The following is a 25,890-nucleotide window of genomic DNA, read 5'->3' as shown; positions in this document are numbered from 1 at the left end:
TGCGCAACCCTATGCCGTTACCCGCCCGAGCGGTTTCAGCTCGACGTGCTCGCCAAGTTCCTGATAGGAATAGACTGGCAGCCAGCTGATGCGATTCTCTACCATGCGCCGAACATAGCGTCGGATGTCCATCGACGTGACCAGCGCTACGCCGTCACGCTCGTCAGTACCCGCCAACGATTGGATCTTGTCTACCAGAAAGGTCACCTCGTCGGGGGCCAGCGCCAGATAGTTACCGGTGGGTGTCTGCTTGATCGCTTGACGAATGTGTTGCTCAACGGGCAGGTCGAGCAACACCGCCTGGAGCACGCCCGCACCTGCGGCAGCACGATGGGCGAGGAACCGCGCAAGGTCTCCCCGCACATACTCGGTGAGCATCAGCATGTCCTTTTCTTTCGTTCCCCATGCAAGCATGCTTTCTAGGATCGTCCTCATGTTGCGGATAGGTACTTGCTCTTCCAGCAGGCGCCGCAATACCTCGGCGATACGCTGAGGCGGTACAGCTTTCTGCACTTCAGCAACCAGCCCGGGATATTCGTTACCCTGCTGCTCGAGAATCCATTGAACTTCCTGGATGCCCAGGAACAGTGATGCATGACGTCGCAGCAACGCAATCGCACCGTGAGCAATGACGTGCTCGGCGCGCCATACCTGGACCTTTGGAGGAACCGCTTTATCATCCACCCACCAAGTGGGGCCTGTGCCACCGTCTAGCCCGGCCTTAGGTTCGGCACGGGCGCGCAATGCAGCCAGCACTGCATCGGCCTGATTGGCGTCGAGATCGCCATTGCCTGGTGGTAACATGACCTTGCCGGGCGGTAGTTCGATTGTCACGGATGGCACGTCGTGTATCAGGATCTCAAAGTGTGACGCACGGATATTCTCGCCCACCCACATCGTGATACCCGGAAAAGGCAGGCCCAATTCCTCCTGGAGTTGGTTGCGCTCTGACGCAAATGACTGGTCCAGCGCGGCAGCGGACAGGCGTGGCATCAAATCGGGTGCGATTCTGACGCCCACTGCAGGCGTGAACTGTGGCGCACGTGGCAGGATGCCGCTTGCTTCCCCCTTGCTACCTGCGCGCTGCATCGAAGTGACCGGCTCGCTATGATGTTCGCCCGAAAGGGGGCGCTTATGGTTCAGCTTGTAACCGCAAAATGCCAGCATGGCGGAGAGCAGTAGGAACAGCGGGGCGGGAAAGCCCGGGACGGCGGCGAAGCCGAGCAACAAAATCGCTGCAAAAAAAAGCGCTCGCGTGCTTGAACTGAGTTGCCTACCCATCTCGCTGCCAAGCGACTGAGGATGCGCGTCGCGCTCGTCGGCTACCCGGGTGATCATGACGCCGGCAGCGACTGACAGAAGCAACGACGGAATCTGCGAGACCATCGCGTCGCCAACCGACAAGACCGAAAACCGATTGGCTGCTTCCCCGGCACTCATGCCATGGTATGCGACGCCCACGGCGATGCCGGCGATGATGTTGATTCCGGTGATGATCAACCCCGCTATCGCGTCGCCCTTGACGAACTTCATGGCGCCATCCATGCCACCATGAAGCTGGCTTTCGATGGCCAGCGTTGCACGTTTGCGGCGTGCTTCGTCAGCGGTGAGCAGATTGGCTCGAAGATCGGCATCGATGCTCATCTGCTTTCCGGGCAGCGCGTCCAGCGTGAACCGGGCGCCGACCTCCGCTACCCGCTCCGACCCCTTGGCGATGACGATGAATTGAACTGTGGTGATGATGACAAAGACAACCAGGCCGACCACCAAGTTGCCTCCGACGACCAATTGCCCGAAAGCCTCGATAATATGTCCCGCGTCGGCATGCAACAGTATGGATTTTGTCGATGCGATATTCAACGACAAGCGATACAGTGTCGTGAACAACAGCAATGACGGGAACACCGATAGCGCTACGATGTCTGGTACGTACATGGTGATCATCAACAATGTGACGCTGATCGCGATGTTGCATGCCAGCAGTACATCGATCAAAAGAGTCGGAAGCGGCAGGATCATCAGCGAGATGATTGCCACCACGACGAGGGCGACGCCGATTTCGCCGGCGGCAGGCAGCTTCAGTGCTTTCGACATGACAGTATGGGGCTGGAACTCAGTGGGCCGAAGTGGCAGCGCCGCCAGAGTCCGTTTGCCTTGGGCCGAGGGAGTCGACCCAACGCAGAATGGCTGCAACTGCTTCGAACAGTGCTTCTGGAATAGGCTCGTCAATCTTCACGCGGTGCAGCGCGCGGGCGACTGGCGGATTGCCGATGATCGGCACGCGCGCCTGCGCGGCGTACCGTCTTAACTCGGCTGCGCTCTCATCGTGACCCTTTGCAATCACGACGGGCAGTGGACACTCTTCGGGTGCATAGCGAATTGCTACAGCATAATGAGTTGGATTAACGATGAGTGCGTTTGCAAGGCCGACGCGCAGCCTCGGTGGTGCTTCCTGTGCCCACTCCCGCGCAATACGCTTGCGTTCGCCTTTGAGTTGGGGATCGCCTTCCTGCTGCTTGTACTCCCGCTTGATTTCATCCTTGCTCATGCGCATTTGCCGCGTGAAAAGAAATTTTTGCAGCTTGAAGTCGAGCGTCGCAATCACCATGAAGACCAGCGCGGCGGCGGAGAACAGCTTGAGCAGAACCGTCCAGAACAGTCTCGATAGTTCAGGGAGTGGCTGATACAGCGAGGTGGCGATGAGCGGTATCAGTCCGCGAATCGTGTACCACATGACGCAGGCGACCAGCGCCGCCTTGAGCAGTGACTTGGCCATATCGACCACAGTACGAAGCGAGAAGATCCGTTTAATTCCGCTTGCAGGGTTTACCGCCGTGGGATTTGGTGTTACGGGTTTCGTGCTGATTTGGAAGCCCACTTGTGCGAACAGTGCTGCGAACGCGCAGAGCGCCGCCGCGGCCACGCATGGCACGATGATGGTCAACGATTGGCGACCGAGCTTGAATGCTGATGCGACCAGCATCGTATTGCTGCGGTCCGTTGTAACGAAGTCCAACGTCGTATGGATCAGCGCACGAAAGACGTCGGTGAACATGCTGGCGGCAGCCACTAATACGGCGATGGATGCGCACATAACCGCAGCGTCGGCCAAGTCAGTGCTTTTTGCTACTTGACCGTCGCGTCGAGCGTCACGTAGTCGCTTTTCGGTCGGTTCCTCGGTTTTCTCGTCGCTCATGATGCACTCTCCGTCGATCCGGTCCCGGACCGGGGGCAGGCCGTTGGGCGAGGGCCCACATTAACAACATCTCGCTGAACCTGGTGTAAGAAGGCGAAGCGGGAACTTGACTACGCGAAGCGGCCGGCGATGCTTCGCATGGACGACGTGTGCTTCGCGGCCGCTAGCTGATTGTGGCGGCCGTTACGCTAATGTTGTCGCATCGGCATCGCGTATGAGGCGAGTTGGCGTCGTCGTACAAAAATCGAAGGAGCCTGCGATGGGATTTGTCTGGAGCCTTACACCATGAGCATTTCGTCACAGCAGTACATGAAGGCCGACAAGCTTATCGTCGGCGGACTGATCGAGGTCGTGTCGCTTTTCCTGCAGGTAAATTTTCAGGCTGCATCTGGCGATACTGAGGATGCGGAAATGGTTATTGACGCGCTGCGGGTCATGCGCCCGAAAGCTCCGGAGTTCGAAACGCTGGAAGGCATGTTATGGCTCTCCCGGGGACGATGGGATGACGCAGTACAGGCGCTGGAAGCGGTACTGCACGAGCGCCCTGGCTTCTTGTATGCAAAGGCATTACTTGCACTCGCGTTGTTTTATAGAGGCGATTCCGCATGGCAGGTGCTTGCCGACGAAATTGATGAATCGGACGCGGGCGAAGACAGCCGCAAGCTTGTGCGCGCCATGCGCGCCCGTGCTGATTTGCGTATGGCCATGGATGCGTATCGCAGGACAGGTAACTTTGTGCTACCCGAGTCTTGTGCAGAACAAATGCGGGAGCTTGAACAGCAAGGGACGGCGCCGGACAAAAGCGAACTGACCGATGCTGGTACTGCGTTTACCCCGCAGACCAATTTTCTTCGACTGTAGTGTTTGATCCGATATGGAGCAGTGACATGACTCAGCCGCTTCAAATGGCAGGTATGGAGACCATTCTGGGCCGGGCTCAGGACGCTGACAAGACGATGCCTTCACCGGAGGCGGTCAGTCGATTTCAGACGTTGATGCAGCAAGCCGACGTCGCGGCACCTACCACCGAGCCGAGTGGTGATATGTCGGCGCTAAGCAGGATCGTCGGCACACACGATGTACAGATGGAGCAGGTGCTAAATGACGTCGATGCATTACAGCATAATATGGGAAGCTTATCTCCTGGTGAGACGGCTGCGGCATCAAACTTGGTGATGACCAGGATGGCGAGTCTTAATGTAGAGACTACCGTTGCGATGTCGTTCGCAACTTCGACAAAAGGTTCTATCGAAACATTGCTGAAGAATCAATAGCAAATGTCGACGGGACAACAAACTATTATTATCCGAATCAGCCGGATGGTGCTGGCTCTGCTGGTGTGTGTCTCGTTATGGGGTTGCCATAAGGAGCTGTACAATAACCTGTCCGAACAGGACGTCAACGAAATGATGGTCGCTCTGCTGGAGCGCGGCGTAGACGTATCCAAGAGCACGCCAGATAACGGAAAAACGTGGTCGTTGAGCGTAGAAGAAGCAGAGATTGTGCGTGCGATGGAGGTGTTGCGTGCACGTGGATTGCCGCATGCCAAGTATGACGACCTCGGAAGCCTGTTTAAACGAGATGGGTTAGTTTCCACGCCGACTGAGGAGCGCGTGCGGTTCATATACGGACTGTCGCAGGAATTATCCAACACGTTATCCAAAATCGATGGTGTTGTAGTCGCGCGGGTGCAAATCGTATTACCCAATAACGATCCACTTGCCTCGCAGACCAAGCCCTCGTCTGCATCGGTATTCATCAAGTACCGGCCGGATTCCGATGTGGCGGCATTGGTGCCACAGATTAAGACGCTGGTGGTGCACAGTGTCGAGGGTCTGACCTATGAGGCGGTCAGCGTTACCGCGGTCCCGGCGGATCCACTGGATCTATCGCGTATGCCAAAGAAGCAGTCTTATATATTGCTCGTCGTGGCGGCGATACTGCTTTTGATACTGCTGCCGACAGCTTGGTGGCTGTTTCGCAATGACGCGAGCGATGACCGTAAGCTGTTTGGCCGCATAGCCGGGCTATTGCGCGGGCGAACGAAGCAGGATGGTGCGGCGTCAGCTCCGTAAGCGGGATGGTCGCGATGTCGCCTTTCGACCGTGCCGCTGCAGCGCTTCAAGCATACGACCGTAACGTACGCGACGCGATTTGCTGGGCGCACCCATCGTGGCTCGCCGGGGCACTGAGCATCGATGTCCGCGCAGCCGAAACGTTACGAGCCGCGTTGTCTAGCGGGCCGCGTACGCAGTTGGACAAAGCTTCCTTCGTTCTATGTCGTGCCAGCGGCGTGCCGATGCCTAGCATGGCCTCATTCCTTGCACCAGGCGCGGCGATGTTCGATGCGCTTCCGCCCGAGCAGGGCTTGCGCATGCTCAGAGTGCGCGCGCTGTTGTTCCGTAGTGCGCAGATCCGTCATCTGATTGATAAGGGAAGCCGCATGCGCTTGGTTGACTGGACGGGTGTTCCTCTCGACTCGATTGTACAGGCATCCTCTGGCGCACCCGACATCTCGACGTTTGAATTGGGTGGAACAATGCTGCCATTGAATGAAATAGACGCGCAGACATTGGCGCAGGAAGGCTACTTTCTGGTGATTCGGGATGAAGAGGGCGCTGCGGCCATGACCACACCCCGTACGCTTTTGCGGCTTGCGCTGCCACGCGATGCTGGTCCGTCGCGATGGTTCAATGGGCGCGTGGGCGGACTGGACAAGCAAGGAACGCGCAATCTGATAACTCATTTGAGCGCGTGGCTACCGGAGTGGAAATGGCTATTTGGCTGAGGTCGCCGTATTGCTTGCCCGAGACACTCGTTGCTCGCGTTGGCGCCGGCAGCGACATCATTCCGGCGCAAGAGTTTGGCGCACTGATGACTATTGAACAGGCCTATGCGCAGCTGGAAGCAGACCGGCGCGCGGCAATCGAGCGTGCAGAGAAAGAGGCTGCTGCATTGATCGACGCAGCGCACGATGCTGCCCAACAGATACTCGATGATGCCAAGCGGGAGTATGAGACAGCGGCAGAGCGCGGATATCAGGAAGGAGAGCAGCGCGCGCTGTCCGAGTGGATGGAGCGGCTGGCGGAACTGGCCGACGGCGAGCGTCGAATGCAGGTCCGCATGCGTGAACGATTGGCGCAGATAGTGACTGTCGGTGTCGAACAGATCGTACAGGTTCAGCATAGCGACGCACTGTTCGAGCGTGCGTTGGAGGTTGTCGACCGAATTGTCGAAGGCGCAGCATATGTGCGGGTGGTTGTCAGCGAGATGGATCACGACAAGGCTTGTGTTGCGTTTGAGCGCTTGGCAGTGCGGTGGCGGGAAATGGGGTGCCCGTTCCCACTCACTGTCGTTGCGGACCGGCAATTGCCCGCCGGAAGCTGCATTTGCGAATCAGACTTTGGTTCGATAGATGCGAGCCTTGCTACTCAATTGCGGGCTATGCGTACCGCAATCACAAGAACCCTGAAACGTTCGTTGGTCGAGATGGAAGAAACCGGAAAGGGGACGGACCGTGTCGCGCAATCAGACGTTCGCCTGTCCGCCGACGGCGATGAAGATCAATTGGGCGACGATGTGTGTGATGAAGGGGCGGGTGACGAAGAGATTTTGGATGGCGACCTTGTTGATGATACAGATGCCGAAGAGGATGCCATGAATGTCGGCGAGGACGCTGCGGATGCCGAGAAGGAGGACGCCGCAGATACCGAGGAGGACACCGCGGATATCGGCGAGGATGCTACGGATGTTGAGGAATACGTCGCGGATGTCGATGAGGACGAAGGCGAGTTGGACGACGATGCGGACGTCGTGTCGGACGAATGGGGTCGATTCATTCGTGGGGAGTCGGAGCGCGCGCCATGAACCGTGCACACAACGTCGGCCGTACCGGTGACGCCGAATATGAGAAAGCGCTTGAGCTTGATGCGCATCGCCTGACCGATGCAATCGAGAAGGCCATTCTGTCGACCCAGGCGATCGCGCGCAACGGTAAGGTGCTGGAGGTCATCGGTACGCTTGTGAAGGTCGGCGGCTTAGATGTGACACTGGGCGAGTTATGCGAGCTGCGCGCGGCGGACGGCAGCTTGCTGCAGTATGCCGAGGTAATTGGTTTTACGCGCGACGTAGCATTATTGTCGCCGTTTTCGCGGTTGGAGAACATATCACGCTCGACCCGGGTGATCGGGCTTGGACGTCCGCTGTCGGTTCCCGTCGGCGATGTGTTGCTTGGCCGTGTGATTGACAGCCTGGGCCAGCCGATCGACGGGTTGGGCTCCATCGACGCAGACGAGGAGCGCCCGATCTTTGCAGATCCTCCCGATCCGATGAGTCGCCGTATGATCGAGTACCCGCTGACCACGGGCGTGCGTGTCGTGGATAGCATGATGACGCTCGCGGAGGGCCAACGCATGGGCATTTTCGCACCCGCTGGCGTCGGCAAGAGCACGCTGCTCGGTATGTTCGCGCGCGGTGCGCAATGCGACGTTACAGTCATTGCGCTGATCGGCGAACGGGGCCGTGAGGTGCGGGAATTCGTCGAGTTGATTCTCGGCAAGGAGGGCATGGCACGATCGGTGGTCGTCTGTGCAACATCGGATCGGTCCTCGATCGAGCGCGCGAAGGCGGCATATGTCGCCACTGCAATTGCCGAATATTTTCGCGATCGCGGTCAACGCGTGTTGTTGATGATGGATTCGCTGACGCGGTTTGCCCGTGCGCAACGCGAGATTGGACTGGCAGCGGGCGAGCCACCGGCGCGACGCGGTTTTCCGCCCTCTATTTTTGCTGAGCTGCCGCGGCTGCTGGAGCGTGCCGGCATGGGCGCGACCGGCTCGATTACGGCGCTATATACGGTATTGGCCGAGGACGAGAGCGGTAGTGACCCGATAGCGGAAGAAGTCCGGGGCATCCTGGATGGCCATATGATCCTGTCGCGCGAGATTGCAGCGAGGAACCAGTATCCGGCGATCGACGTGCTCGGAAGCTTGTCTCGCGTGATGTCGCAGGTGATGCCCCGAGAGTATGTGGACGCCGCCGCGCGCGTGCGCGAACTGCTCGCAAAGCACCGAGAAGTTGAGATGCTACTGCAGATCGGTGAATACCAGCCCGGGGGGAATCCGCTTGCCGACGAGGCGATCGCCAAGATTGACGCAATCCGCGATTTCCTGAGCCAGCGCACCGATGAGCGGGCGGACCCCGACGATACACAGTCCCGCTTGTTCGATCTGGTAAGCAACTAGCGAGAGCGTCATGCGAGGTTCAGATCGCCGAATCACTGCATTGCGCCGGGCGGTGGCTCGCCGAAAGCGCATAGAAGACGAATTGCGCGAAATGCTCGCTTGGCAGCGCGACGAACAGGCGACGTTGCTCCATAGCTGTGAAGACAAAGGCAACGAGATCGAGCGGGAGCGGGACGTAGTGCGCGCCCATGAAGAGCGCATTGCCCAAATGATGATCGGCAGCAGTTGCTTTTCAATCGCTGAAATGCAGGCTTCGATGCGATATATGGATCTTGTGACGGATCGTATCCGAGTGCTGCAACGTGAGTTGGCTGCGCTCGAACAGCAATATCGGGAAAAGACCGATGAAATTTCCCGTACTGCACAGGCCATCGCGAGCAACCGTGGTCGGATCGATGTATGCGAGCGTCGCATTGGGGTGTTGCGTCGCAAACTTGATGAACTTGCGAGCGACATCGCTGACGAGGAAACTGAGGAAGCGGCGTTGGCACGAGCTAGAAACCATATACGATTAGGAACGGGGCGGAGATGAACAAGCTATTGGAAATCTATGGCGAGTATCACGACGCGATACACGGATATTTGGCAATGCTGACATTATGCTCAGAACGCGCCTTTATTTTATTCTTCATGTTTCCACCGACCGCTGACGGCGTTTTGCAAGGCGTTGCGCGCAATGGCGTTGTGCTGTTGTTCAGTTCATTCATCGCTTACGGCCAGCCCGCGGCTTTCTTTGAATCAATGTCGAGCCTGAGATTTGTTGAAATCTTCGCGCGTGAGGCCGTCATCGGGCTTGCACTCGGCTTTTCGGCGTCGATTGTATTTTGGGTAGCGGAAAGTGCCGGGACGTACATTGACGATTTGACCGGCTACAACAATATCCAGATTACTAATCCGGCCCGCTCCGAACAGAATACACCTACTGGTACATTGCTGATGCAGATCGCTACCGTGGCATTCTGGATCCTTGGCGGCATGCCTATCCTGCTCGGCGTGCTATACGACTCATACAACTGGTGGCCGATCACGTCCCGTACACCGATTGCTGAAAACATCCTCGAGAGCTTCGTATTGCATCAAACGGATACGTTGATGCAGATGACGGCAAAGCTGGCTACCCCGATCATGTTCATTCTTCTGCTGGTCGATCTGGCTTTTGGTTTCGTCGCCAAATCGGCGCAAAAGCTAGAAGTCATGCAACTGAGCCAACCCGTCAAAGGCGCATTGACCGTCCTGATTCTCGCGCTATTCGTCGGCATCTTTGTCGAGCAAGTCCGCGGTCAACTCGTGCTGGCAGGGCTGTCAGACTATATGCGGGAGTTGGCGCACGAACCACGGTGAAAAAAGAGCCGGCCAGCAACAAACCCACTGCCGGCATTGATCCTGCCGCCGGCGTGCGGCGATCAACATCGCCATCACGCACAGCGCGACAGTGACGTGAATATGCATACATACTGTGCATCCGAACGGCAAAGCCAGCCGGCAGCCCGTCATGGCCGGGACAAGAGCAAGCGGCACCCGGAGGGGACTATTTCGCCTCACACGCAGGCATCTCGGACTTGCAATTCGCCTCCACTGCCTGCTGGGAGACATCGGTCGTGACATCACCCGGCGTGAAGGGCTGGCCACGCCGATAGAACAAATAGGTTGCCGAGTACGGTACATAAAGCGCCGTGCGTTCAACCGAGCAGGCGGGATCGGGAGGCAGCCCTCCAGACGTGTGCACGCGCTGTATCGACGTGATGTTGGCGAACCTGCCGGCTTCTCCGGGTTCCGCGGATGACTGTACGGCGGTCAGCCGTTGCCACGGCAGCGTCGATGCACTGATTATCTCCTGCGCAAGCAACCTTGTCACGACGTAGCTGCCGTCGGTTGCTATGAAATATCCGCCTGGTGATATAACTCCGGCGCTGTGGCGCGAAGCATCAACCAGTGTCGCCAGCGTTCCGGTTGCATGCCAACTCAGTTGATTACCGTTGCGTTGGCATACATACGTTTCATTCCCATGTACGCGGAACACTTCCTGCAATACCTCGACTGGCTTGGCTTGGAGCGAGGCGGGCAGCGTGCTGTTCGACGGCGGCACATCGGGCGTTGCGCAAGCCGCCAGCCCTAACGCGCAAGCGCCCGACACCAGTATGGCGGCGCGTTGGCCATGCGCGGCCGGCCGCCCGTCGTTGCCGCTTGACGGGACTCGATGTGCCCGCGCCCAGTTTAGAAGATAGGTAAGAGGATTCACCGTCCGGCATCCGTCAAGATCGGCTGGAAAGAACCGAAGTACAACGCTATCGGGCCGAGGCCGATGGACGGCACGCGAAACGATGAATAACCAGGCGTAGTAATGGGCTGCTGTCTACATCCCACCAGCGGCGGTTCCGATATGCTCTGTGCCGGTGCCGCGCTCCTGATTGCGCGGAAGAATTTCAACAGTCCTCAAAATATAGCAGTTTGGTCAGATTTGTTGAAAATGTTGCAGGATGGTTCGACTAGATTCCGATATGTCAGACCCGCAAGGGCGCTTGTAATGACGTCGTGCGTCAGGCCATGAGGCGCGCGCATATTGGAGTCTCACGATGCTCATAACACCGTATTTCCCGTTGGCTGCAGCCCTGTCGTCGAAAGACGTGCCAGCCGAGTTCATGAACAAGTTGGTCGAAGCGAATCTCACCGCCGCAGGTGGCCAGGCAAGCCGGTGGGGCGAAGATGAGCGCGAGGATCAACAGGTCGCCGGGCTGTTGCAACTGCACGCCGATATGCAAATGACGCTGGGTATCGATGACGAGGCAGAAACGTCGTATCGGCGCGCGCAGCGCGCGGTGCGAGAGTGTGCTCATGCAGTCCGGGCCGCTTCTTGTCGCAATGCCGGCTGGCAGGCGCTGTTCCGCTGCCGGCTGGCGACGGCGCTGTCCTGCTTTGTCCGCCTGGTTGACGACACGGAGCTGGGTCCGTTGCAGCGCCTGGAGGCTCAGTTCGGTTTGGTGTGCACATTGCACGAACTCGGGCAGGGCCGCTTCCTGCGCGATGCGATCAAGCAGCTGATCGAGCTTACCGAGGAGGCGCCGCCCGAGGTGGCGGAGCGCTGGCAGGAGGTTGTGTTGACGCTGCGTCTGGATATCGCGGTGCAGCGCGAGTTGAGATTATCGTCCCAGCTTGGTGACCACGCCTACTGGTTGTCTGGTGCTGGTGACGAACGATCGCTTGGCAGCCGTGACTCTGGTGCGTTGATCGAAGCCCTGGAGACCGATGCGCAGCGTGTCCAGATGCCGTTGCTCAAGCAACGAATCATGTATTTGCGCCATTTGCGGCTGTTGTCGCACGGCGTGCGCGACGCAATGATGAACATCCAGCAACACTTGGACTGGGCGTCGCGTAACGGATTGTTCGAGTATGGGCGATCAACCCGGATCGAGATCGGATTGGCGGCGTTGCACGCAGGCGCGCCCCAGCTTGCCGAGTCGGTGGTGGAGTCGCTGAACCGCGTCGATTACGTCTCCAGCACCGGACGCCGGCAAATCGACTATCTCTATTGTCTTGCCAAGATCAGGCAAAGCCAGGGTAAGGTCAACGAGTCGATGCAGTACTACACGCGCTATGCGGTTGTCTCAACGCAATGCCTGCGGGACGACTCCCAGGCGTTGGTGTCGTTCTCCAGCCGTGCGACGCCCCAGACGGGTCAGCTGGACGACATCAGCGCGCGGCTGCCGGCCAAGTACCGGCGAGCGTACCGATACATGCAGGAGAACCTGAATCGGCATGACCTATCGGTGCGCGAGATTGCCGCGGAGGTTGGCGTGACCGAGCGGGCCTTGCAAAGTGCTTTCAAGAACTTCCTCGGATTGTCTCCAACCGAATTGATTCGCCGCCAGCGCATGGAGCGCATCCGGGCGGAGCTGTTGAGCGACTCGCTGGAGAGCGAACGCAGCGTGCTGCGCATCGCGAACAAGTGGGGCGTGCAGAACCGGTCGACGTTGGTGAGCGGGTATCGGAAAGAATTTCAGGAAGCGCCGTCGGAGACGCTCGACCGGTAGACGAATACCCGTTAATCGTCTTGCGTGTCCGACCGTTGGTGAAGGATCCATGCAACCTTGACAACGCGTAAATCGATGACAACAATGAACTGGATGCAGTCAACTCGGGGTGTGGTTTCAGCAGGCGCGGGCACGATGCGCAAGAAGCTGGTCTGTGCGGCATGCATTGCATCGCTTGCTTTGGCCGCCACGCCGGTCTTCGCCGATGACATACCGATACGCTGGCATAGCCGAATGGTCCATGTGTCCGTAGAGGGCAAGGATATCAAGGATGTCCTGCGAGACTTGGCGTCCAGCCAGGGCGTGCCCGCGACGATATCCGGCGATGTTCACGGTAAGGTCACGGGCCGTTTCGACATGCCACCGCAACGATTCCTCGAGACCTTGGCATCGACCTTTGGCTTCGTCTGGTTCTACGACGGAACGGTGTTGTCGATCAGCGATTCGAGCGGCGTGACACGGCAGGTCGTTCAGTTGCAGCACGCAACCATCGACGACTTGAAGGCGGCACTCGACAGACTGCGGATCACCAATCCGGCCTTTCCGTTGTCCTACGACGATACCCGCAATACGGTACTCGTCAACGGGCCGCCGCAGTACGTACAGCTGATCGCCGAGGTTGCGCGGCGAGTCGACGCGGCCGTGGCCCGGCAAGCCGGTTCGCAGGTACGCGTTTTTTCACTCAAGCACGCCTGGGCCGCTGACCATAATGTGGACGTCGACGGACAGCGCTATGTCGTTGCTGGTGTGGCCAGTGTGTTGTCAGCGCTATACCACCCTGAGAGCAAGGCGGCGCTGAGTGGATCGGAAAACGGCTCGCAGAGCGGCTTCGCGAAGGCTTACATGCGGCGCGTCGATCCAATGGCCGACGCTGGTGGCAATCTCGGCGGTACGGCAGCCGGCGGCGGACTGAACGGTTCCACGGTGTTGATGCCGCCCTTGCCGGACAACATGCCCGCGGGTACTGTGTCGCCAGGCCTGGCTGGACTGCTGGGCGGGATCGGCTCAGGTGGCCGTACCGTGGGTGGGGGCATGGCCGGGCTGCCGGGGCAAGGTGCAGGCGACTATGGTGGCGGCGCCGCACGCTACACGGCTGGCTTCTCCGGTGATCTGGGGCCGGCCGCCGATACCGCGTCACTGCCCGTCATCCAGGCGGACGAACGCACCAATTCGGTGCTGATCCGCGATTTACCGGAGCGGCTGGCCCAATACCAGTCGCTGATTGACGCGCTTGATGTCAAACCACGGCTGGTGGAAATCGAGGCTCACATCATCGAGGTTGACGATGACGCGCTCAAGCAGATTGGAGTGGACTGGCGGGCACACAACAGTCATGTCGATTTGCAGACTGGCAATGGTTTGCACAGCCCCTCGTCATACGACGGCACCCTCAATCCCACATTTACATCCAAAAGCAGCGACGGCACGACCGTCATCAGTACCGCGCCTCTTGGCGCGTCTCTGACGGCTGTGCTGGGCAATGCCGGGCGCTACCTGCTGGCGCGAGTGGACGCGCTGCAGAGTGCCAATCTCGCGCGTATCGACGCAAGCCCGAAGGTCGCGACATTGAGCAACGCGGAAGCCGTCATGGATCATAAGACACGCTTTTTCGTCCGCGTGGCCGGCTACACGTCGGCAGACTTGTACAGTGTGTCAACGGGCGTGTCATTGCGTGTTCGGCCCCTGGTCGTGGAGGAGGGCGGGCGCACGCAGATCAAGCTGGAAGTTCACATCGAGGACGGGCAAGTGACCAATCAGTTGGTAGATAATATCCCTGTTGTCACGACTAGTACGATTAATACCGAAGCGTTTGTAGGGCAGAACGAAAGCTTGCTGATAGCGGGATACCGAACAGACTCCTCGTCCAACCTCGAAACGGGGATACCGCTGTTGTCCAAGATTCCGCTGATCGGCGGCTTGTTCAGATACCGTAGTGACCAGCGCAGTCATATGGAAAGGATCTTCCTGTTGTCACCGCGCATTATTGAGTTCTAGGATCGGTGCCACGGACGCCGGGCACTGCCATTCGTGCCTGGCGTCGAGCACGCATTCCACCGTCGGATTGACGTCGTCATGGCGACGTACAACCTTTTCGTCGCCGAGCGACATGTGGTCCGTGGCAAGCGGAGCCTCGAGGGGACTGTCCATCATCGCCGACGTCGCGGTATCGGCCTCAATGGCTTCGACCCGATAGCCATGTGCATACATGGTGCGCAGACGCAGGCCATGCGTGCCATGCAGTTCCAGCTTTTTGCGCAGCTTGTAAATATGCTGCTCCAATGTCCGGCCCACGATGTCCTCGGAACTGCTCCACACCGCACCAGCGATTTGCCGACGGCTGACATATTCCCCGTAGTGTGAAAATAGCAGCCAGGCAATCGCGAACTCTCTCGGCGTCAGCCGCACCGCATCGCCGTTGACGCGGACAATGCACGTATTCGGATCAAGACGATAAGGGCCGCACTCGATCACGCCGGCATGGTCTGTACGACGGGTGACATTGAAGCGCCGGATCGCCAGATGTACCCGCAGCAACAATTCTCGTGGATCGATGGGTGTGAGCACAACATCATCCGCGCCGGCATCCAGCACGTGCACGATACTCGCCCGGTCCTCGAGCGCCCCGATGACGATCAAGGGCGCGCGACGGTCCGCATAGCAGGCCCGGCGCGCGAGGAATGGCCGCAAAGGGTTAATTCCGATGGCTGAATCGACCAGGATGGCTTGAAATTCCTCACGATAGGCCGCACGGGCGAGCGCTACATCATCAACGAACTGCTGGCATGGCTCGTCGTCGGCCTTGAAGCACGCTTCGATAAACTGAAATAAAACTCTATTTCCGGTAAGAACGGCAATTCCCATTTCTTCTCCATTAGATTCTTAATTGAACCGCTTTTCGCGACTGGCGCTATGTCAGGGAGCGGGCAGGGATGCGACATTCCAACTGTACGGCAATACGAGTGCCAACTATGTAACGCGTTGTTTCAAACAAGCGAACGCGCATTGCTTTATCCGCATGGTAGGTGAGTTGTCGAGAGCACTGTCCAATATTTGTCTTGTGAGCCAGGATCAGATTTTTGGAGACTCGGCGCGACCGTTTGTGTTATCGGATACCGCTGTGCAGACCGTCTCCGAGTCCATGCAGCCGGGAAGCTCAGCGTAACGGTAGTGTGGTGGCTGCTACAGCGGATAGCTGTTTTACGGGTAGCCTGCGCTAAATTGATGTGTATGAATTTTGAAAGGAAATTGTGATATTCCACCCAGCGATATATTGTTGGTACCTCAAATCTGCCACCTACCGCAGGTACGCGTCGGCATAGGTATCGCGGCATTGGAACCATTACTCTTTATTGCGACACCTGGAAAACTGATATTCTGATATTGGAATAGTACAAGCTGATTTGCTTTGCGCTCATAATGCGTAAAGCGGCGTCATATTGACGTGCCCTGTCGTCAGCAAAGATGGATTGCTTGCGAGGCACGGCCGCGGACCCAGGGTGCTGGGTTCGCGTCATCGCGCCAGCAGGAATAAATTAAGCCGGCTGGCGTAACGGGTAGATTGATCGAAGGACGATAACAGAGACGCCGGTGTAACCTGACCGACTGAAGCTGAGTTGGAGTTGTATGACCGGCCCTATTCTAGTTACTAGCCCAGCCCAGCATCCGTCTCAGATGTAGTCGGCGGTCAATGGCCACCCCGCGCAGGGCACGCTCGACAGGTAGGTTGTCGATCTCAAGCCGCCTATCATCGCAATAGCGTGTCAGCGCCTAGGCGGACGGCAGGTCGGCACGATATGCTGGTTGTGCCCGGCGGTGCGCCGCGCCAGTACGGTAACCGGCGTTCAGCGTGCACACGCCACCGCATGCTCGATCTGTACGCGTATGTGCTCGTGAGCGTCGCTGTCCACGCCCGAGGTGTCGCCTCCCGGGCGCATATTGAGCCGAAGAAAGGTGGCGACCACGGACAGGGCGACCGGATTGCCGTCTTCTAACACCAGCTCGACATAGCGCCGCCATTCAGTGTCTCGCAGGTGATAAAGGCAGCACGCAATCAGGGCAGCACAGGCCGCGCCACCTTGATGCCGTGCCTCTATCGACTTGAGCACGCGCAACGCACCGATCCAGTCCGACTGCCGCACACGCAGATTCGCTTCGCTGAAGTCGACTTGGGTTGACGATGGCTTGAGCACGCGCAACGCCAGCAGTAGGTCGTCGAGATCTTCGGATGGCACACTGGCCATGCCCAAGGCGAAGAGCCGCAGCAGCGCGCCAACTGTCTTGTCGCTGCAGTTTAGGTAGGAGGCGCGGCGAACGGACGATAGCGCATTCATGACGATGTCGCAGTGTGTTATTAGACTTGACGCGTCGCCGATCACGTGCCGACGACCCTGTCGATGGTATCTCGACAGACGCAACGCACCGGCCATACGTGCGAATTCATGTATGGATATCGGAAATAGATGCTCGCGCCAGGCCGACTTCGCGTCTGGCGGCGTGCGTAACGGATTGCATGTGGTTGGGTGGGCCTGTTCGTCGAGCGTTTCATGCTGATAGGCGCGTGGTTTGATCACCGCGGGCCATCCGTTGTCTTATACCTTCGTCGCTTAACCCTGTATCGTGTTGTGCTTCTGAATATTTATAAGTGGTACTAATGAATATAATTGGTAAGGATAGCGATTTGTTGGGAGAAATGGTAAGGCTTGGGTCATGGCGTGGCTTCGGCGGCGACGCGTCATCCGGTGATTGCGCGTCAGGAACGAGCACGGGCCGTCGCGCGGTTCGTTGACTGGGTCGACGGCTTCGCATAACCGCCATCGTGGTCCGCGATTGTCGAATAAGCTTCTGCGCCTCGACACTGTCATCGTGGTGCGATTGCATTCTTTGTCTGCAGCCGATTTGCAACTGCATCGTCAGCGCGGAGCGCGAATGTACCAACGCGTGGCCCGACCGCCGCGACCACGCGGCTTTCGCGTAACTGCGCCTTCCTGTGGGAGGCGTGTGCTGTGCAACGACTCCGGATGTGCGTCAGTCGCCGTGATACACCGGTCGGTCCGTGCCGTAACAGTCGATATCTAATCGCATTTGCCTGGCGTGGCATTGGCGATATGTTGCTGCTTGGATGCGACTTATATGGCCTTTGTGAGCGGAATAATTTAATGAGCGTGCCCGATTTATTGGCAAATTGTGAAATTGCTCAACGAGTTGCATATGGCCCAGCCGACATATCCCTTTTGATTTCCGCACGAATATTCTTGTCCGATTGCATTCGGAAGTGCGTAGACATACATTCCGCTTACATCCCGTTCCGAGGTCAAGCGCCTACAAGGGGGGTCGAATGAGCGGATTTATGAAAGGACTCGGTTATGCAAGGCCAACGTTGATGCAACAGATCGCGTCCCGGTGTCGCTCGAATTACCCCATCTTTAGAGCATCGGGTAACTTGCGCATGCTTGGCATCGCTGTGGGAATAGCGCTCTCACAAGCGGTAGCGGCGGCGGATAATGTTTATGTTAATAATGGCGTCAGCCCGTTCGATCCTGCCTTTTTAAGAGCTGCGAGAAACGTCGTAGACCATTACAACGTTGACCCGTTATCTCCAGTGGTGTCGCCGCTTCCACGACGCTTGGATTTCCGTACCCAGCGTGACTTGACCAGTCCTGGCATTGAAGGCAACAATGGAAATAGGGCGCGACGCGTTACCCGCGAGAGACAGCAAAGTCCGCAGCATCAGATCAGCCCTGAACTGGTTTCGCGCCTGGACGGGATGGGTCGTCAAATTCAGGCGCTGATTGAGGAAGGTGCGGCAGCCCTTGTAATGCCTGCTCCTGAGATGATGGAGCCGAACTCCCCGTTGCCTCTGTATGTTCGTCCTGTGCAGCTGCCCCACGCGGAGGAGCGCGCATCCATGTTGGAGGAGATCCATGAACTGGTCGATAAGGCGATATCGCAGTGGGAAGCGGCCAACGAAAACTCGGCGGCGATCAGTCAGCGGTTCGCCGCTGAAACGCACATGAAGAACGTCTACGCGCATTTGCTCAAGCGCGAGAAAGCAAAGGCGAGCATTGCTGCTGCACGGCCGGCCCCTGATGAAGACGGCAACGTTGGTGTCAATACACCTTCCCCCGCAGGTTTACTCGAGGCTGGGCATTCGGACTCGGATCGGCCTGTGCCGATCGGATCGAGGCCCAGCGGTGAATCTTCTCATTATGCCCTACATCCCGAATGGCTGCACTCGTTGGTCGCCGAGATCATCTCAACAACGCCGTTGAGGTTGCCCCCGGGCATTAGCATCGATGACGCTCGCGTGTCCGTCGGGGCGCCAGGTAGCGAACGCAATATCGTCAATGTCGCGCGTGGCACCCACTCCACCGACGCAGTCAATAAGGGGCAGTTGGATGAGGCTGTTGCCCGCGTTGATGGCGACGCGTCCGCCGGCATCGCGTCGGCGATGGCCGTCGCCGGATTGCCGCAACCCACTTCTGCTGGACGAAGCATCGCGACAGCATCCAGTGCGTCGTACCGCGGTAGGCCGGGCATGGCATTTGGCGTATCGCACGTGACGTCGGATAACCGTTGGGTGATGAAACTTGCCGCAAGTGCCAATGGACGAGGTTACTTCGGAGCGGTCGCGGCAGGCGGTTTTCAGTGGTGAGGGAGCGGTCGATGGCTTGTAACACGACGTCGCGCGTGGTTCGGATCGATGAGGCTGCCCCCATTCGGCGCGTGCTTGGCGCGACGACGGAGCCGAATCGCAGCACAGGCGACCGCGTGGGCCTGGGTCTGTGGGCATGTCGTGGCAGCCCGCTGTGGCGCCGGCCCAATGCCAGGGGTGCTTGCCGAAAAGATGAAAGCAAATCAGCGGATACCCGCCATTAGTTTTCGTTCATCCGACGCGCAACGTTCGAAAACCGGCAATGAAGCTTACGATGCATGTTGATGCATTGGCTCTTGCCAAAGATAGTTTTGACAGGCCATATGGGATACTTAAGACATACAGAGTTATTGGAGGAAGTCAGAGGCGACGTCGGGGTAGCCAAAGCCTCAACCGACCGGGTCGTCGTGATCTTTCTCTACGAGTCATTCTCGCTGGCGGACGTCGCTGCGGTGGCGGATGTGCTCAGCGTCGCTAATCGGGTGCTGGAGCGCAGCAGCGAATGGCGCAACCGCTACGTGGTCAGGCTGATGTCCACGCGTGGCGGCGTAATGGCGTCGACCTCAGGCATTCGTGTGTGGACGGACGGGCTAGACGCCCGCTATTTCGGCGCTTCCACGGATACGGTGCTCATTGCCGGCGGCCCAGGCGCCCGCGCGGCTTCTGAGGATTTCGGGCTGGTCGGCTGGTTGCGTAAAATCGGTCCGTCCACTCGGACCGTGTGCGCGGTGGGCGAGGGCTCGATGGTGCTGGAAGCAGCCGGCGTGCCTGCTTGGCCTGAGCAAAGCCTGCGGCGTATCCGCTCCTCGCCAAAGCCCGGGCCCGCGTCCGGTTGTGTTTCGGATTGCTATCGATCTAACGATGGCTTTTTTACTGCGATGTCGCTGGTTTCGCGCGATTACAGCCAAGAGGTTGTCCGGGACGTAGCTGAGTTTCTGATGCCCCGTTGTGCGCGCCGCGTCATCGAATGGATGGGGCATCCGACCGCGGCAGTCAGCGACACGATTCGCGCCGCGGCGCGTCGGTTGCAGTCTGGATGCGAGCGCGCCTTATCGATTTCAGATGCAGCACGGGCAGCCGCTATGAGCGAGCGTAATTTTCTGCGCCGTTTCAAGCTGGAAATGGGTATTACGCCGTCGGAGTTCCTGCTCCGTTGCCGCTTGGAAAAGGCATGCGAATTGCTGGTCCGCTCAGATTTGCCGGTCGACAAAATTGCCCGCCGTACCGGCTTGGGCAGCGGTGTGCGGCTGGCGACATTGTTCCGCAAGCGCATGTTCACGTCGCCGACGTCTTACCGAAACGCCGCCCGCAGACGCATGGATCAACCCTGATCGTTTTGCGCGCGGCCAGACGCGCAGCGCGACGCAACCATCGGATGAGCGCGGCCGCGACGGGCGACGCCGTATTATGGAGGCGGCTTACCCGAGGCACGGGTGAACGAGTGATCATGGATATGCAAAACAGCCTGCGCAGGGAACTGGATATCTACACCAGGCGTTCCAAGGCGTTGGCTGAAGCGGCATGGATCGATGCCAGCCGCGTGATCGATCTCATCGCCCGCGATGGCTTGGATGTGCGCTATGCACCCAAGATCGCCGCGTCGAACTTGCAGTGCGTCGGATTCGAGGCGCAGGCCCGCCTCAAAGGTACGTCCGGGCGTGCCGGAACGGACAGCTTCCTCGGTTGCCTGGAGCGCACGGGTATCGTCAGCCCAGTGGATGTGTGGCTCTGTGAAGAAGTCGAGCAAGCCATTGGTCGATGGGCGCAGCGCGAGATGTACCCGGCTGTCTCGATTAAGCTTCATTCGGATACGATGGCATGCGGTCCAGCATTTGACGAAGTGATCAAGGCGTTGCGCTACTTGAATGTCGAGATAGAACTCGGTGCGGGTGTGTCGCTTGCCAAGGACAGCACACTGAGTTGTGTTGGGCGCTTGCGTGACAGCGGTGCAAGAGTGATTATTGATGACTTCGGCGCCGGCTACACGAACTACCAGCGACTTGTCGGTACGCATTTCGACTCGGTAAAACTGGATAGGGACCTTGTTTGCGGATCGGATTGTGCCCGAGGGCGCGTCGTTCTCGCCGGCGCGTGCGATCTGTGTCGAAAACTCGGTTTGAAAGTCATCGCGGCAGGCATCGAGACGCGGAACCAGTTGGAAATCGCCAGAACGCTGGATATCGATTTCTTTCAAGGCCTATATTTTGGACCGGAGTTGTCGTGGGACGAGGCGAGCGAGTATTTTGCCATGCAACGCGTGCGTTACACGGCCTGAACGGTCAAGCTGAGCGAATATTATGCGCTCATTGAAATTTGCCAGATCCGCGCTCCTCGTGCTGATAGCGGGTAGCGTCAGCTTCGAGGCATTTCGTATTGCTTATCTATTTTACTACGGCGGCGCCGCACAAGTGTTCGACCACGGCGCCGAGACGTTGCACGCGCTGTGGATGGGTTGGCGATTTGACTTGAGGGTGCTGTCGATCGCGATCCTGGTGGCGCTGCTGCCCGTCTTCGTGGTGACGAAGTGGCGCCCCTTTAGGCGCGCCGCCGGGCTGCTGCAGCGCCTGTCAATCGCAGCGATACTGCTGTGCGTGAACCTCGGCTCCGCTTGCCAATTCTATTACTACGATTTCTATGGCAGCCCATTTAATCCGATGGTGTTTGGGTTGCTGGGTGCCGATCCGTGGGGGACACTGGTGGCGGCGCGAAGTCAGTACCCGGTCGTGCGATGTGCGCTACTGATGGCTCTCGTTACCGCTTTGCAGATGTGGGTCATCCTGCGGCTTTCCGGAAGCGCGCGTGTCGATCGAAACGGGCAAGCGCGGCCTCGCGAACGCATGCGTTGCGTGCTGGACGGCGCAGTGCTGGTCGTGTTACTGCTCGGCTTGGCCCGGGGTGGCCTGGGCGAGGCTGCGCTCGGCTCGCGCGAGGCGGAGATTTCCACGCGTGCATGGATCAATGACTCGGTGCGCAACGCAGCACAGGCGCTATACGACGCCTATGCCGACCGGCGCAGCCAAGCCAAAATCGACGAAGACCCCGCATGCCAATTGGCGCGTTACGGATTCCGCTCCACCGATGAGCTGGCCCGCGCGGTCGGCGCTGCCTCCGGTGCGCCGCCGGATCTGGAAAGCGTGGTGTTCCGCCGCACTCCGGAGAACCGATTTCTGGCCGCGCATCCACCCCATGTGGTCTTCGCGCTGATGGAATCATGGGGCGCGCATCCGCTCGAATTCAGCACGGTCTCCACCGACCTGGCGGGCGTGATGGCAGAGCACTTGCAAAGCGATTACCTGTTCCGCAATGTTTTCCCAGCTCGGCTTGGCGGCCACGCGGCGCTCGAGGTGCTATTGCTCAACTCGCCGGTCTCGCCGCTGACGCAAGGTGACCAGGGATTTGTCACGTATTCAACATCGGCCGCGCTGCCATTCAAGACCAAGGGCTATCGAACCGTGTTCGTCTATGGCGGCAGCGGTGCGTGGCGGTCGGTGGCGCGTACGATGCGGCGTCAGAACTTCGACGAAGTGTACGACATGGCAGACATCATTGGCAGGTACCCGGATGCAAAACGCACGATTTGGGGCGTGTACGATGAGTACCTGTTTCGATTCGCGTTCGATTTGCTGGCCACTCGCGACGCGCTGGGCCAGAAGATCTTCCTATTCGTCATGAGTACGACGAACCGCCCCCCTCACGTGGTGCCGAGTCATTATTTACCTCCGCCGCTGGACTTGAGCGACATGCGCCGGCATTTTGCGGCCGATTTCGACAAGGGTAGCCGCATGGTGCAGACTTATCAGTATGCGACTCACCAACTGGGCATGTTCGTGAGCCGAGTCGAGGCCGCGCCGTTCGGCAGCAAGACTATTATCGCGGCAACCGGCGATCACAACATGCGCGGGCTGTTCCGGTATCAGCGGCCGGAGCAGAGCCGGGAGCTGTATCGTGTACCGGGTTTCTTCCGTGTGCCGCCGCCGTACCGTCCTCGCTTCGTGCCGGATCTGGAACGATACGCCGGGCACGCAGATTTCTTTCCGACACTGTATCATCTCGCGCTGTCCGACGCGCGCTATCCGGCGTTCGGGCACAGTCTGTTTGCGCCCGCCCCGCAGACCGAGCAATTTGCCGTGATCGGCTTTAAGACGATGTTCAGCCGCGACGGCGCGATGATGCCGCTGGTCGGCGAGCCAGCCGCATTCCGCTGGCAGGGCCCCACGTACGCGCTCGTGCCGGATGAGGCGCCATCAACGCTGCTGCGTGAGCAGGCCGCACGGGCGCGGGCGCGGATCGCGCTGGCGGACTGGTACGTGCGCTACCAGGTTATTCGTGCGCGCACGGGAGAAGGATACTGACTGATAACGCGCTGGCTGCGGCGCAGGCCGATGCGTCGCCCCGCCGCGCCGGGCGGCAACTGTGTGCGTCACGCGGTCGCATTCACGGCGCGGGGCGCGATTCATGCCGCCGGCATCGGTATAATTTGCGCCATGATTCTCTCCATAGCCGAACACCATGCCGGGCCGCCTGCCGATGCCGCGCACCGCGCAAATGTGGCGAACTGTCACAGCGTGCATCACGTCGATGAGCATGGCGCGGTCGACAGCGGCGAATCGATGCGGCGCGACGTGTCGCGCTGCTCGGGCTGTGCATTGCGCAACCTGTGCTTGCCGCCGGAATTGTCGAGCGACGACATCGAGCAGTTTCATCAGGTTGCCAGCATGAAGCGTCTGGTGCGTCGTGGCGACGTGCTGTATCGTTGCGATGATCCATTTCGCAATATCTTTGCCATCAAGACCGGCTCGTTCAAGACGGTCATGGTACTGCGCGATGGTCGCGAGCAGGTTACCGGCTTTTACTTGCCGGGCGACGCACTGGGCCTCGATGGCGTGTGTTCGGACCGCCATCGTTGGGATGCCGTTGCGCTCGAAGACAGCCTGGTGTGTACGGTGTCGTTTGCTCGGCTCGAGGCGTTCTGTCATCGGCAGCCGGCGATGCAGCGGCATCTGCACCGGATGCTCAGTGGAGAGATCGTGCGCGAATCCGGGCTTAACGTATGGCTGGGCACGATGAACGCCGCGGAACGCGTGGCGGCGTTCTTGCTGAACCTATCAAAGCGCTTCGCCGCGCGGGGTTATTCGCCGAACGAGTTTCAATTGAGGATGACTCGGGCGGAGATGGGCAGTTATCTGGGCCTGAAACTCGAAACCGTGAGTCGGATATTGTCCGGCTTCAGCCGGGCAGGGCTGGTCGACACGCAGGGCAGGAACATCCGAATCCTCAATGCGGCTGCGCTCGCCGCCGTCTAGGTGCGCTGGCGCCCGCCTGGACGGGGGCGCTGTCTGGCGCGCTGATAAGAGCAATCCATTCGCACACGCCGGTGACGGACCACGCCTGCAGCGTGGCTTGTTGGGTCTGTTGCAGCGTCGTACCGCCAAGCTTGCGAGTTCAACTCCGTCGCCTTTTCGACACCATCGAAAACTTTGCCGGCCAACCCGAACAGCGTATTGATATCGGATTTTTGCGCATCGGCAAGTTGTTCCGTGGCCACGAGACTCATGAATAGGCTTGTTGGACGTTAGAGGTGAACGCGGGCTCGGATGACTTGGCTGGCGGAACTACGCGGAAAATCGCACGCGCGAGCATGCGTCGAGGATCGACTGGCCAACTCGCGTCAGCTGCGGCGAGCGGCCGCCGGAGGCTTGATCGTGTAATACGACGAGTTGGCGCTCGAGCAGCGTGCCAAGTTCGGCGCGACTCAAATCGATCTGCTCTGGCGAATGCTTGATGAGCATGAGGGTCGCGAATTCGTGTGGACTCAACATTTTCGGCTCCTGACTAACAACCCCGGTTCTGTAGAAATGACTTGGGCTTGCAAAAAATCCGGTTAAATATGCCAATTTCCCCTGGTGGCTGGAAAACAATTCTTCCTCCACCATTGGACGGCATTTTTGACTGTATCCAATGGATTAACCGCAGCGAGTAGGTATTAATTGCAGCCCGAACAGAATAATGTGCTGGATCGAATTGCGTTGTACCACAAACGTTTTCCGACGCCAGGAGCGCATATTAATCTTCTCCAAATCGCGCCGCAATAGCTGACCAGAAATTATACGATTGCTTAAAACACGATGCGATGAATGGACAAGCGTAGGAACTGTTTGAATGAGGTAAATGAACGGCAAACCGTGGACTGGGACTTGTATGCAGGCACCTCGACATCCAGCAGGTGTTTGAAAAATCATCCTGCTGCCATTCATTGATACGGAAATGCAGCGCGGTGGGATGAGGTGGGGCCGCGGCATATTGAATCTTGAAATAATTCTACGCGGCTAATTAACTTGCTATTAATGGACGCGACAAATTTATCTCGCGCTGCGTTTGCTTTACGGCAGCATAGGAGAGACGATGCTCGAAGGGCTGGGATACCACCCGAGTTGTCAGATCCCCATGATCAACACGATGACGCGGCGCACGAAGGGCATCAACATCATTTCAGGCCTCACCGGCGCGATCAAGTCGACGACACTTGAATGCGTCGCTCAAAGGCCCGGACTACAGCATTCGCCTGATCACAATTGAGAACCCGCCAGAGTACTTCATTCGTGGCGCGAGGCAAACGCTCCTGCTTGCGGAGGGCGACAATGAAGAGGCAATCTCGGCAGCCTGGGTGAGCTTGAGGCGCGTGCGACTACTGGCATGCTCCGATACTGCTGGAATCAGGCGAAAGCAGCCAGTTATCCAATGTGCGCTTCTTCGTGCCGATCCGCTGCGCGA

Annotated in this window: 22 protein-coding genes and 1 pseudogene; 16 read left to right on the top strand and 7 right to left on the bottom strand. The window is 58.6% G+C overall.

Features of this window, described 5'->3' with window-relative positions:
* Positions 1-9: 9 nt before the first annotated feature.
* Complete coding sequence (gene sctV / locus B0O95_RS07775) at positions 10-2,094, bottom strand: type III secretion system export apparatus subunit SctV (protein ID WP_104077382.1); 2,085 nt, start codon at positions 2,092-2,094, stop codon at positions 10-12.
* Positions 2,095-2,113: 19 nt separating this feature from the next.
* Positions 2,114-3,196, bottom strand: a complete 1,083-nt coding sequence (gene sctU, locus B0O95_RS07770) for a type III secretion system export apparatus subunit SctU (RefSeq protein WP_104077381.1) — start codon at positions 3,194-3,196, stop codon at positions 2,114-2,116.
* A 285-nt stretch (positions 3,197-3,481) separates the two neighbouring features.
* On the opposite strand from sctU, the gene B0O95_RS07765 reads away from it, so the two are divergent.
* The 8 genes from B0O95_RS07765 (at position 3,482) to sctT (ending at position 9,780) form a co-directional block, all read left to right on the top strand.
* The gene (locus B0O95_RS07765; RefSeq protein ID WP_104077380.1) at positions 3,482-4,057 is read left to right on the top strand and encodes an HrpB1 family type III secretion system apparatus protein; all 576 of its coding nucleotides are present in this window, start codon (positions 3,482-3,484) and stop codon (positions 4,055-4,057) included.
* Between the two features lie 26 nt (positions 4,058-4,083).
* Positions 4,084-4,470 (top strand): type III secretion protein SctI, encoded by a 387-nt coding sequence (locus B0O95_RS07760; RefSeq protein ID WP_233203230.1) that lies wholly within the window; start codon positions 4,084-4,086, stop codon positions 4,468-4,470.
* Positions 4,471-4,515: 45 nt separating this feature from the next.
* Positions 4,516-5,271 (top strand): type III secretion system inner membrane ring lipoprotein SctJ, encoded by a 756-nt coding sequence (sctJ, locus tag B0O95_RS07755; RefSeq protein ID WP_370641775.1) that lies wholly within the window; start codon positions 4,516-4,518, stop codon positions 5,269-5,271.
* 5 nt (positions 5,272-5,276) lie between these two features.
* A complete protein-coding gene (locus B0O95_RS07750) occupies positions 5,277-5,984 on the top strand; it encodes a type III secretion protein HrpB4 (RefSeq protein WP_104077377.1) in 708 nt (235 codons plus the stop codon).
* A 14-nt stretch (positions 5,985-5,998) separates the two neighbouring features.
* Complete coding sequence (sctL, locus tag B0O95_RS07745) at positions 5,999-7,063, top strand: type III secretion system stator protein SctL (RefSeq protein ID WP_233203228.1); 1,065 nt, start codon at positions 5,999-6,001, stop codon at positions 7,061-7,063.
* Positions 7,060-8,439, top strand: a complete 1,380-nt coding sequence (gene sctN / locus B0O95_RS07740; RefSeq protein ID WP_104077375.1) for a type III secretion system ATPase SctN — start codon at positions 7,060-7,062, stop codon at positions 8,437-8,439. Before sctL ends, sctN begins: the two co-directional genes overlap by 4 nt.
* Before the next feature lie 82 nt (positions 8,440-8,521).
* The gene (locus B0O95_RS07735) at positions 8,522-8,971 is read left to right on the top strand and encodes a type III secretion protein SctO (protein ID WP_233203227.1); all 450 of its coding nucleotides are present in this window, start codon (positions 8,522-8,524) and stop codon (positions 8,969-8,971) included.
* Positions 8,968-9,780: a type III secretion system export apparatus subunit SctT gene (sctT, locus tag B0O95_RS07730; protein WP_104077373.1), complete on the top strand. Its 813-nt coding sequence runs from the start codon at positions 8,968-8,970 to the stop codon at positions 9,778-9,780. Before B0O95_RS07735 ends, sctT begins: the two co-directional genes overlap by 4 nt.
* 187 nt (positions 9,781-9,967) lie before the next feature.
* Here sctT and B0O95_RS07725 read toward each other — a convergent pair whose 3' ends face one another.
* Positions 9,968-10,678: a DUF3455 domain-containing protein gene (locus B0O95_RS07725; RefSeq protein WP_104077372.1), complete on the bottom strand. Its 711-nt coding sequence runs from the start codon at positions 10,676-10,678 to the stop codon at positions 9,968-9,970.
* A gap of 334 nt (positions 10,679-11,012) precedes the next feature.
* Between B0O95_RS07725 and B0O95_RS07720 the strand changes: the two genes are divergently transcribed.
* Complete coding sequence (locus tag B0O95_RS07720) at positions 11,013-12,467, top strand: helix-turn-helix transcriptional regulator (RefSeq protein ID WP_104077371.1); 1,455 nt, start codon at positions 11,013-11,015, stop codon at positions 12,465-12,467.
* 84 nt (positions 12,468-12,551) lie between these two features.
* On the top strand, positions 12,552-14,462 hold the full coding sequence (sctC, locus tag B0O95_RS07715; RefSeq protein ID WP_338875997.1) for a type III secretion system outer membrane ring subunit SctC: 1,911 nt from the start codon (positions 12,552-12,554) through the stop codon (positions 14,460-14,462).
* Here the strand turns inward: sctC and B0O95_RS07710 are convergent.
* The 3 genes and pseudogenes from B0O95_RS07710 to B0O95_RS07705 form a co-directional block, all read right to left on the bottom strand.
* The gene (locus B0O95_RS07710) at positions 14,439-15,329 is read right to left on the bottom strand and encodes a response regulator transcription factor (protein WP_104077369.1); all 891 of its coding nucleotides are present in this window, start codon (positions 15,327-15,329) and stop codon (positions 14,439-14,441) included. The two genes, sctC and B0O95_RS07710, sit on opposite strands and share 24 nt — an antisense overlap.
* Before the next feature lie 807 nt (positions 15,330-16,136).
* Positions 16,137-16,235: pseudogene (locus tag B0O95_RS15460) on the bottom strand (IS66 family transposase); the annotation flags it as partial.
* A 74-nt stretch (positions 16,236-16,309) separates the two neighbouring features.
* Positions 16,310-17,038: an HrpB1 family type III secretion system apparatus protein gene (locus tag B0O95_RS07705; RefSeq protein ID WP_233203223.1), complete on the bottom strand. Its 729-nt coding sequence runs from the start codon at positions 17,036-17,038 to the stop codon at positions 16,310-16,312.
* Positions 17,039-17,913: 875 nt separating this feature from the next.
* Here B0O95_RS07705 and B0O95_RS07700 point away from each other — a divergent pair.
* From B0O95_RS07700 to B0O95_RS07680, 5 genes are all read left to right on the top strand, one after another.
* Positions 17,914-19,119, top strand: coding sequence for a YadA family autotransporter adhesin (locus B0O95_RS07700; RefSeq protein ID WP_233203222.1), 1,206 nt, complete (start codon positions 17,914-17,916; stop codon positions 19,117-19,119).
* A gap of 323 nt (positions 19,120-19,442) precedes the next feature.
* Positions 19,443-20,450, top strand: coding sequence for a GlxA family transcriptional regulator (locus B0O95_RS07695; protein WP_076788709.1), 1,008 nt, complete (start codon positions 19,443-19,445; stop codon positions 20,448-20,450).
* A 116-nt stretch (positions 20,451-20,566) separates the two neighbouring features.
* The gene (locus tag B0O95_RS07690; RefSeq protein WP_233203221.1) at positions 20,567-21,394 is read left to right on the top strand and encodes an EAL domain-containing protein; all 828 of its coding nucleotides are present in this window, start codon (positions 20,567-20,569) and stop codon (positions 21,392-21,394) included.
* 22 nt (positions 21,395-21,416) lie between these two features.
* Positions 21,417-23,471: an LTA synthase family protein gene (locus B0O95_RS07685; protein ID WP_233203220.1), complete on the top strand. Its 2,055-nt coding sequence runs from the start codon at positions 21,417-21,419 to the stop codon at positions 23,469-23,471.
* Between the two features lie 132 nt (positions 23,472-23,603).
* The gene (locus B0O95_RS07680) at positions 23,604-24,422 is read left to right on the top strand and encodes a helix-turn-helix domain-containing protein (RefSeq protein WP_233203219.1); all 819 of its coding nucleotides are present in this window, start codon (positions 23,604-23,606) and stop codon (positions 24,420-24,422) included.
* A 309-nt stretch (positions 24,423-24,731) separates the two neighbouring features.
* Here B0O95_RS07680 and B0O95_RS07670 read toward each other — a convergent pair whose 3' ends face one another.
* Entirely contained in the window at positions 24,732-24,938 is a 207-nt protein-coding gene (locus tag B0O95_RS07670) for a hypothetical protein (protein ID WP_104077363.1), read from the bottom strand.
* A 583-nt stretch (positions 24,939-25,521) separates the two neighbouring features.
* On the opposite strand from B0O95_RS07670, the gene B0O95_RS15835 reads away from it, so the two are divergent.
* Entirely contained in the window at positions 25,522-25,695 is a 174-nt protein-coding gene (locus B0O95_RS15835; RefSeq protein ID WP_158249464.1) for a hypothetical protein, read from the top strand.
* Positions 25,696-25,890 lie beyond the last annotated feature (195 nt).

The organism is Mycetohabitans endofungorum, from assembly GCF_002927045.1.
Classification (GTDB): Bacteria; Pseudomonadota; Gammaproteobacteria; order Burkholderiales; family Burkholderiaceae; genus Mycetohabitans; species Mycetohabitans endofungorum.
This window is presented reverse-complemented; position numbering and strand designations above follow the sequence as displayed.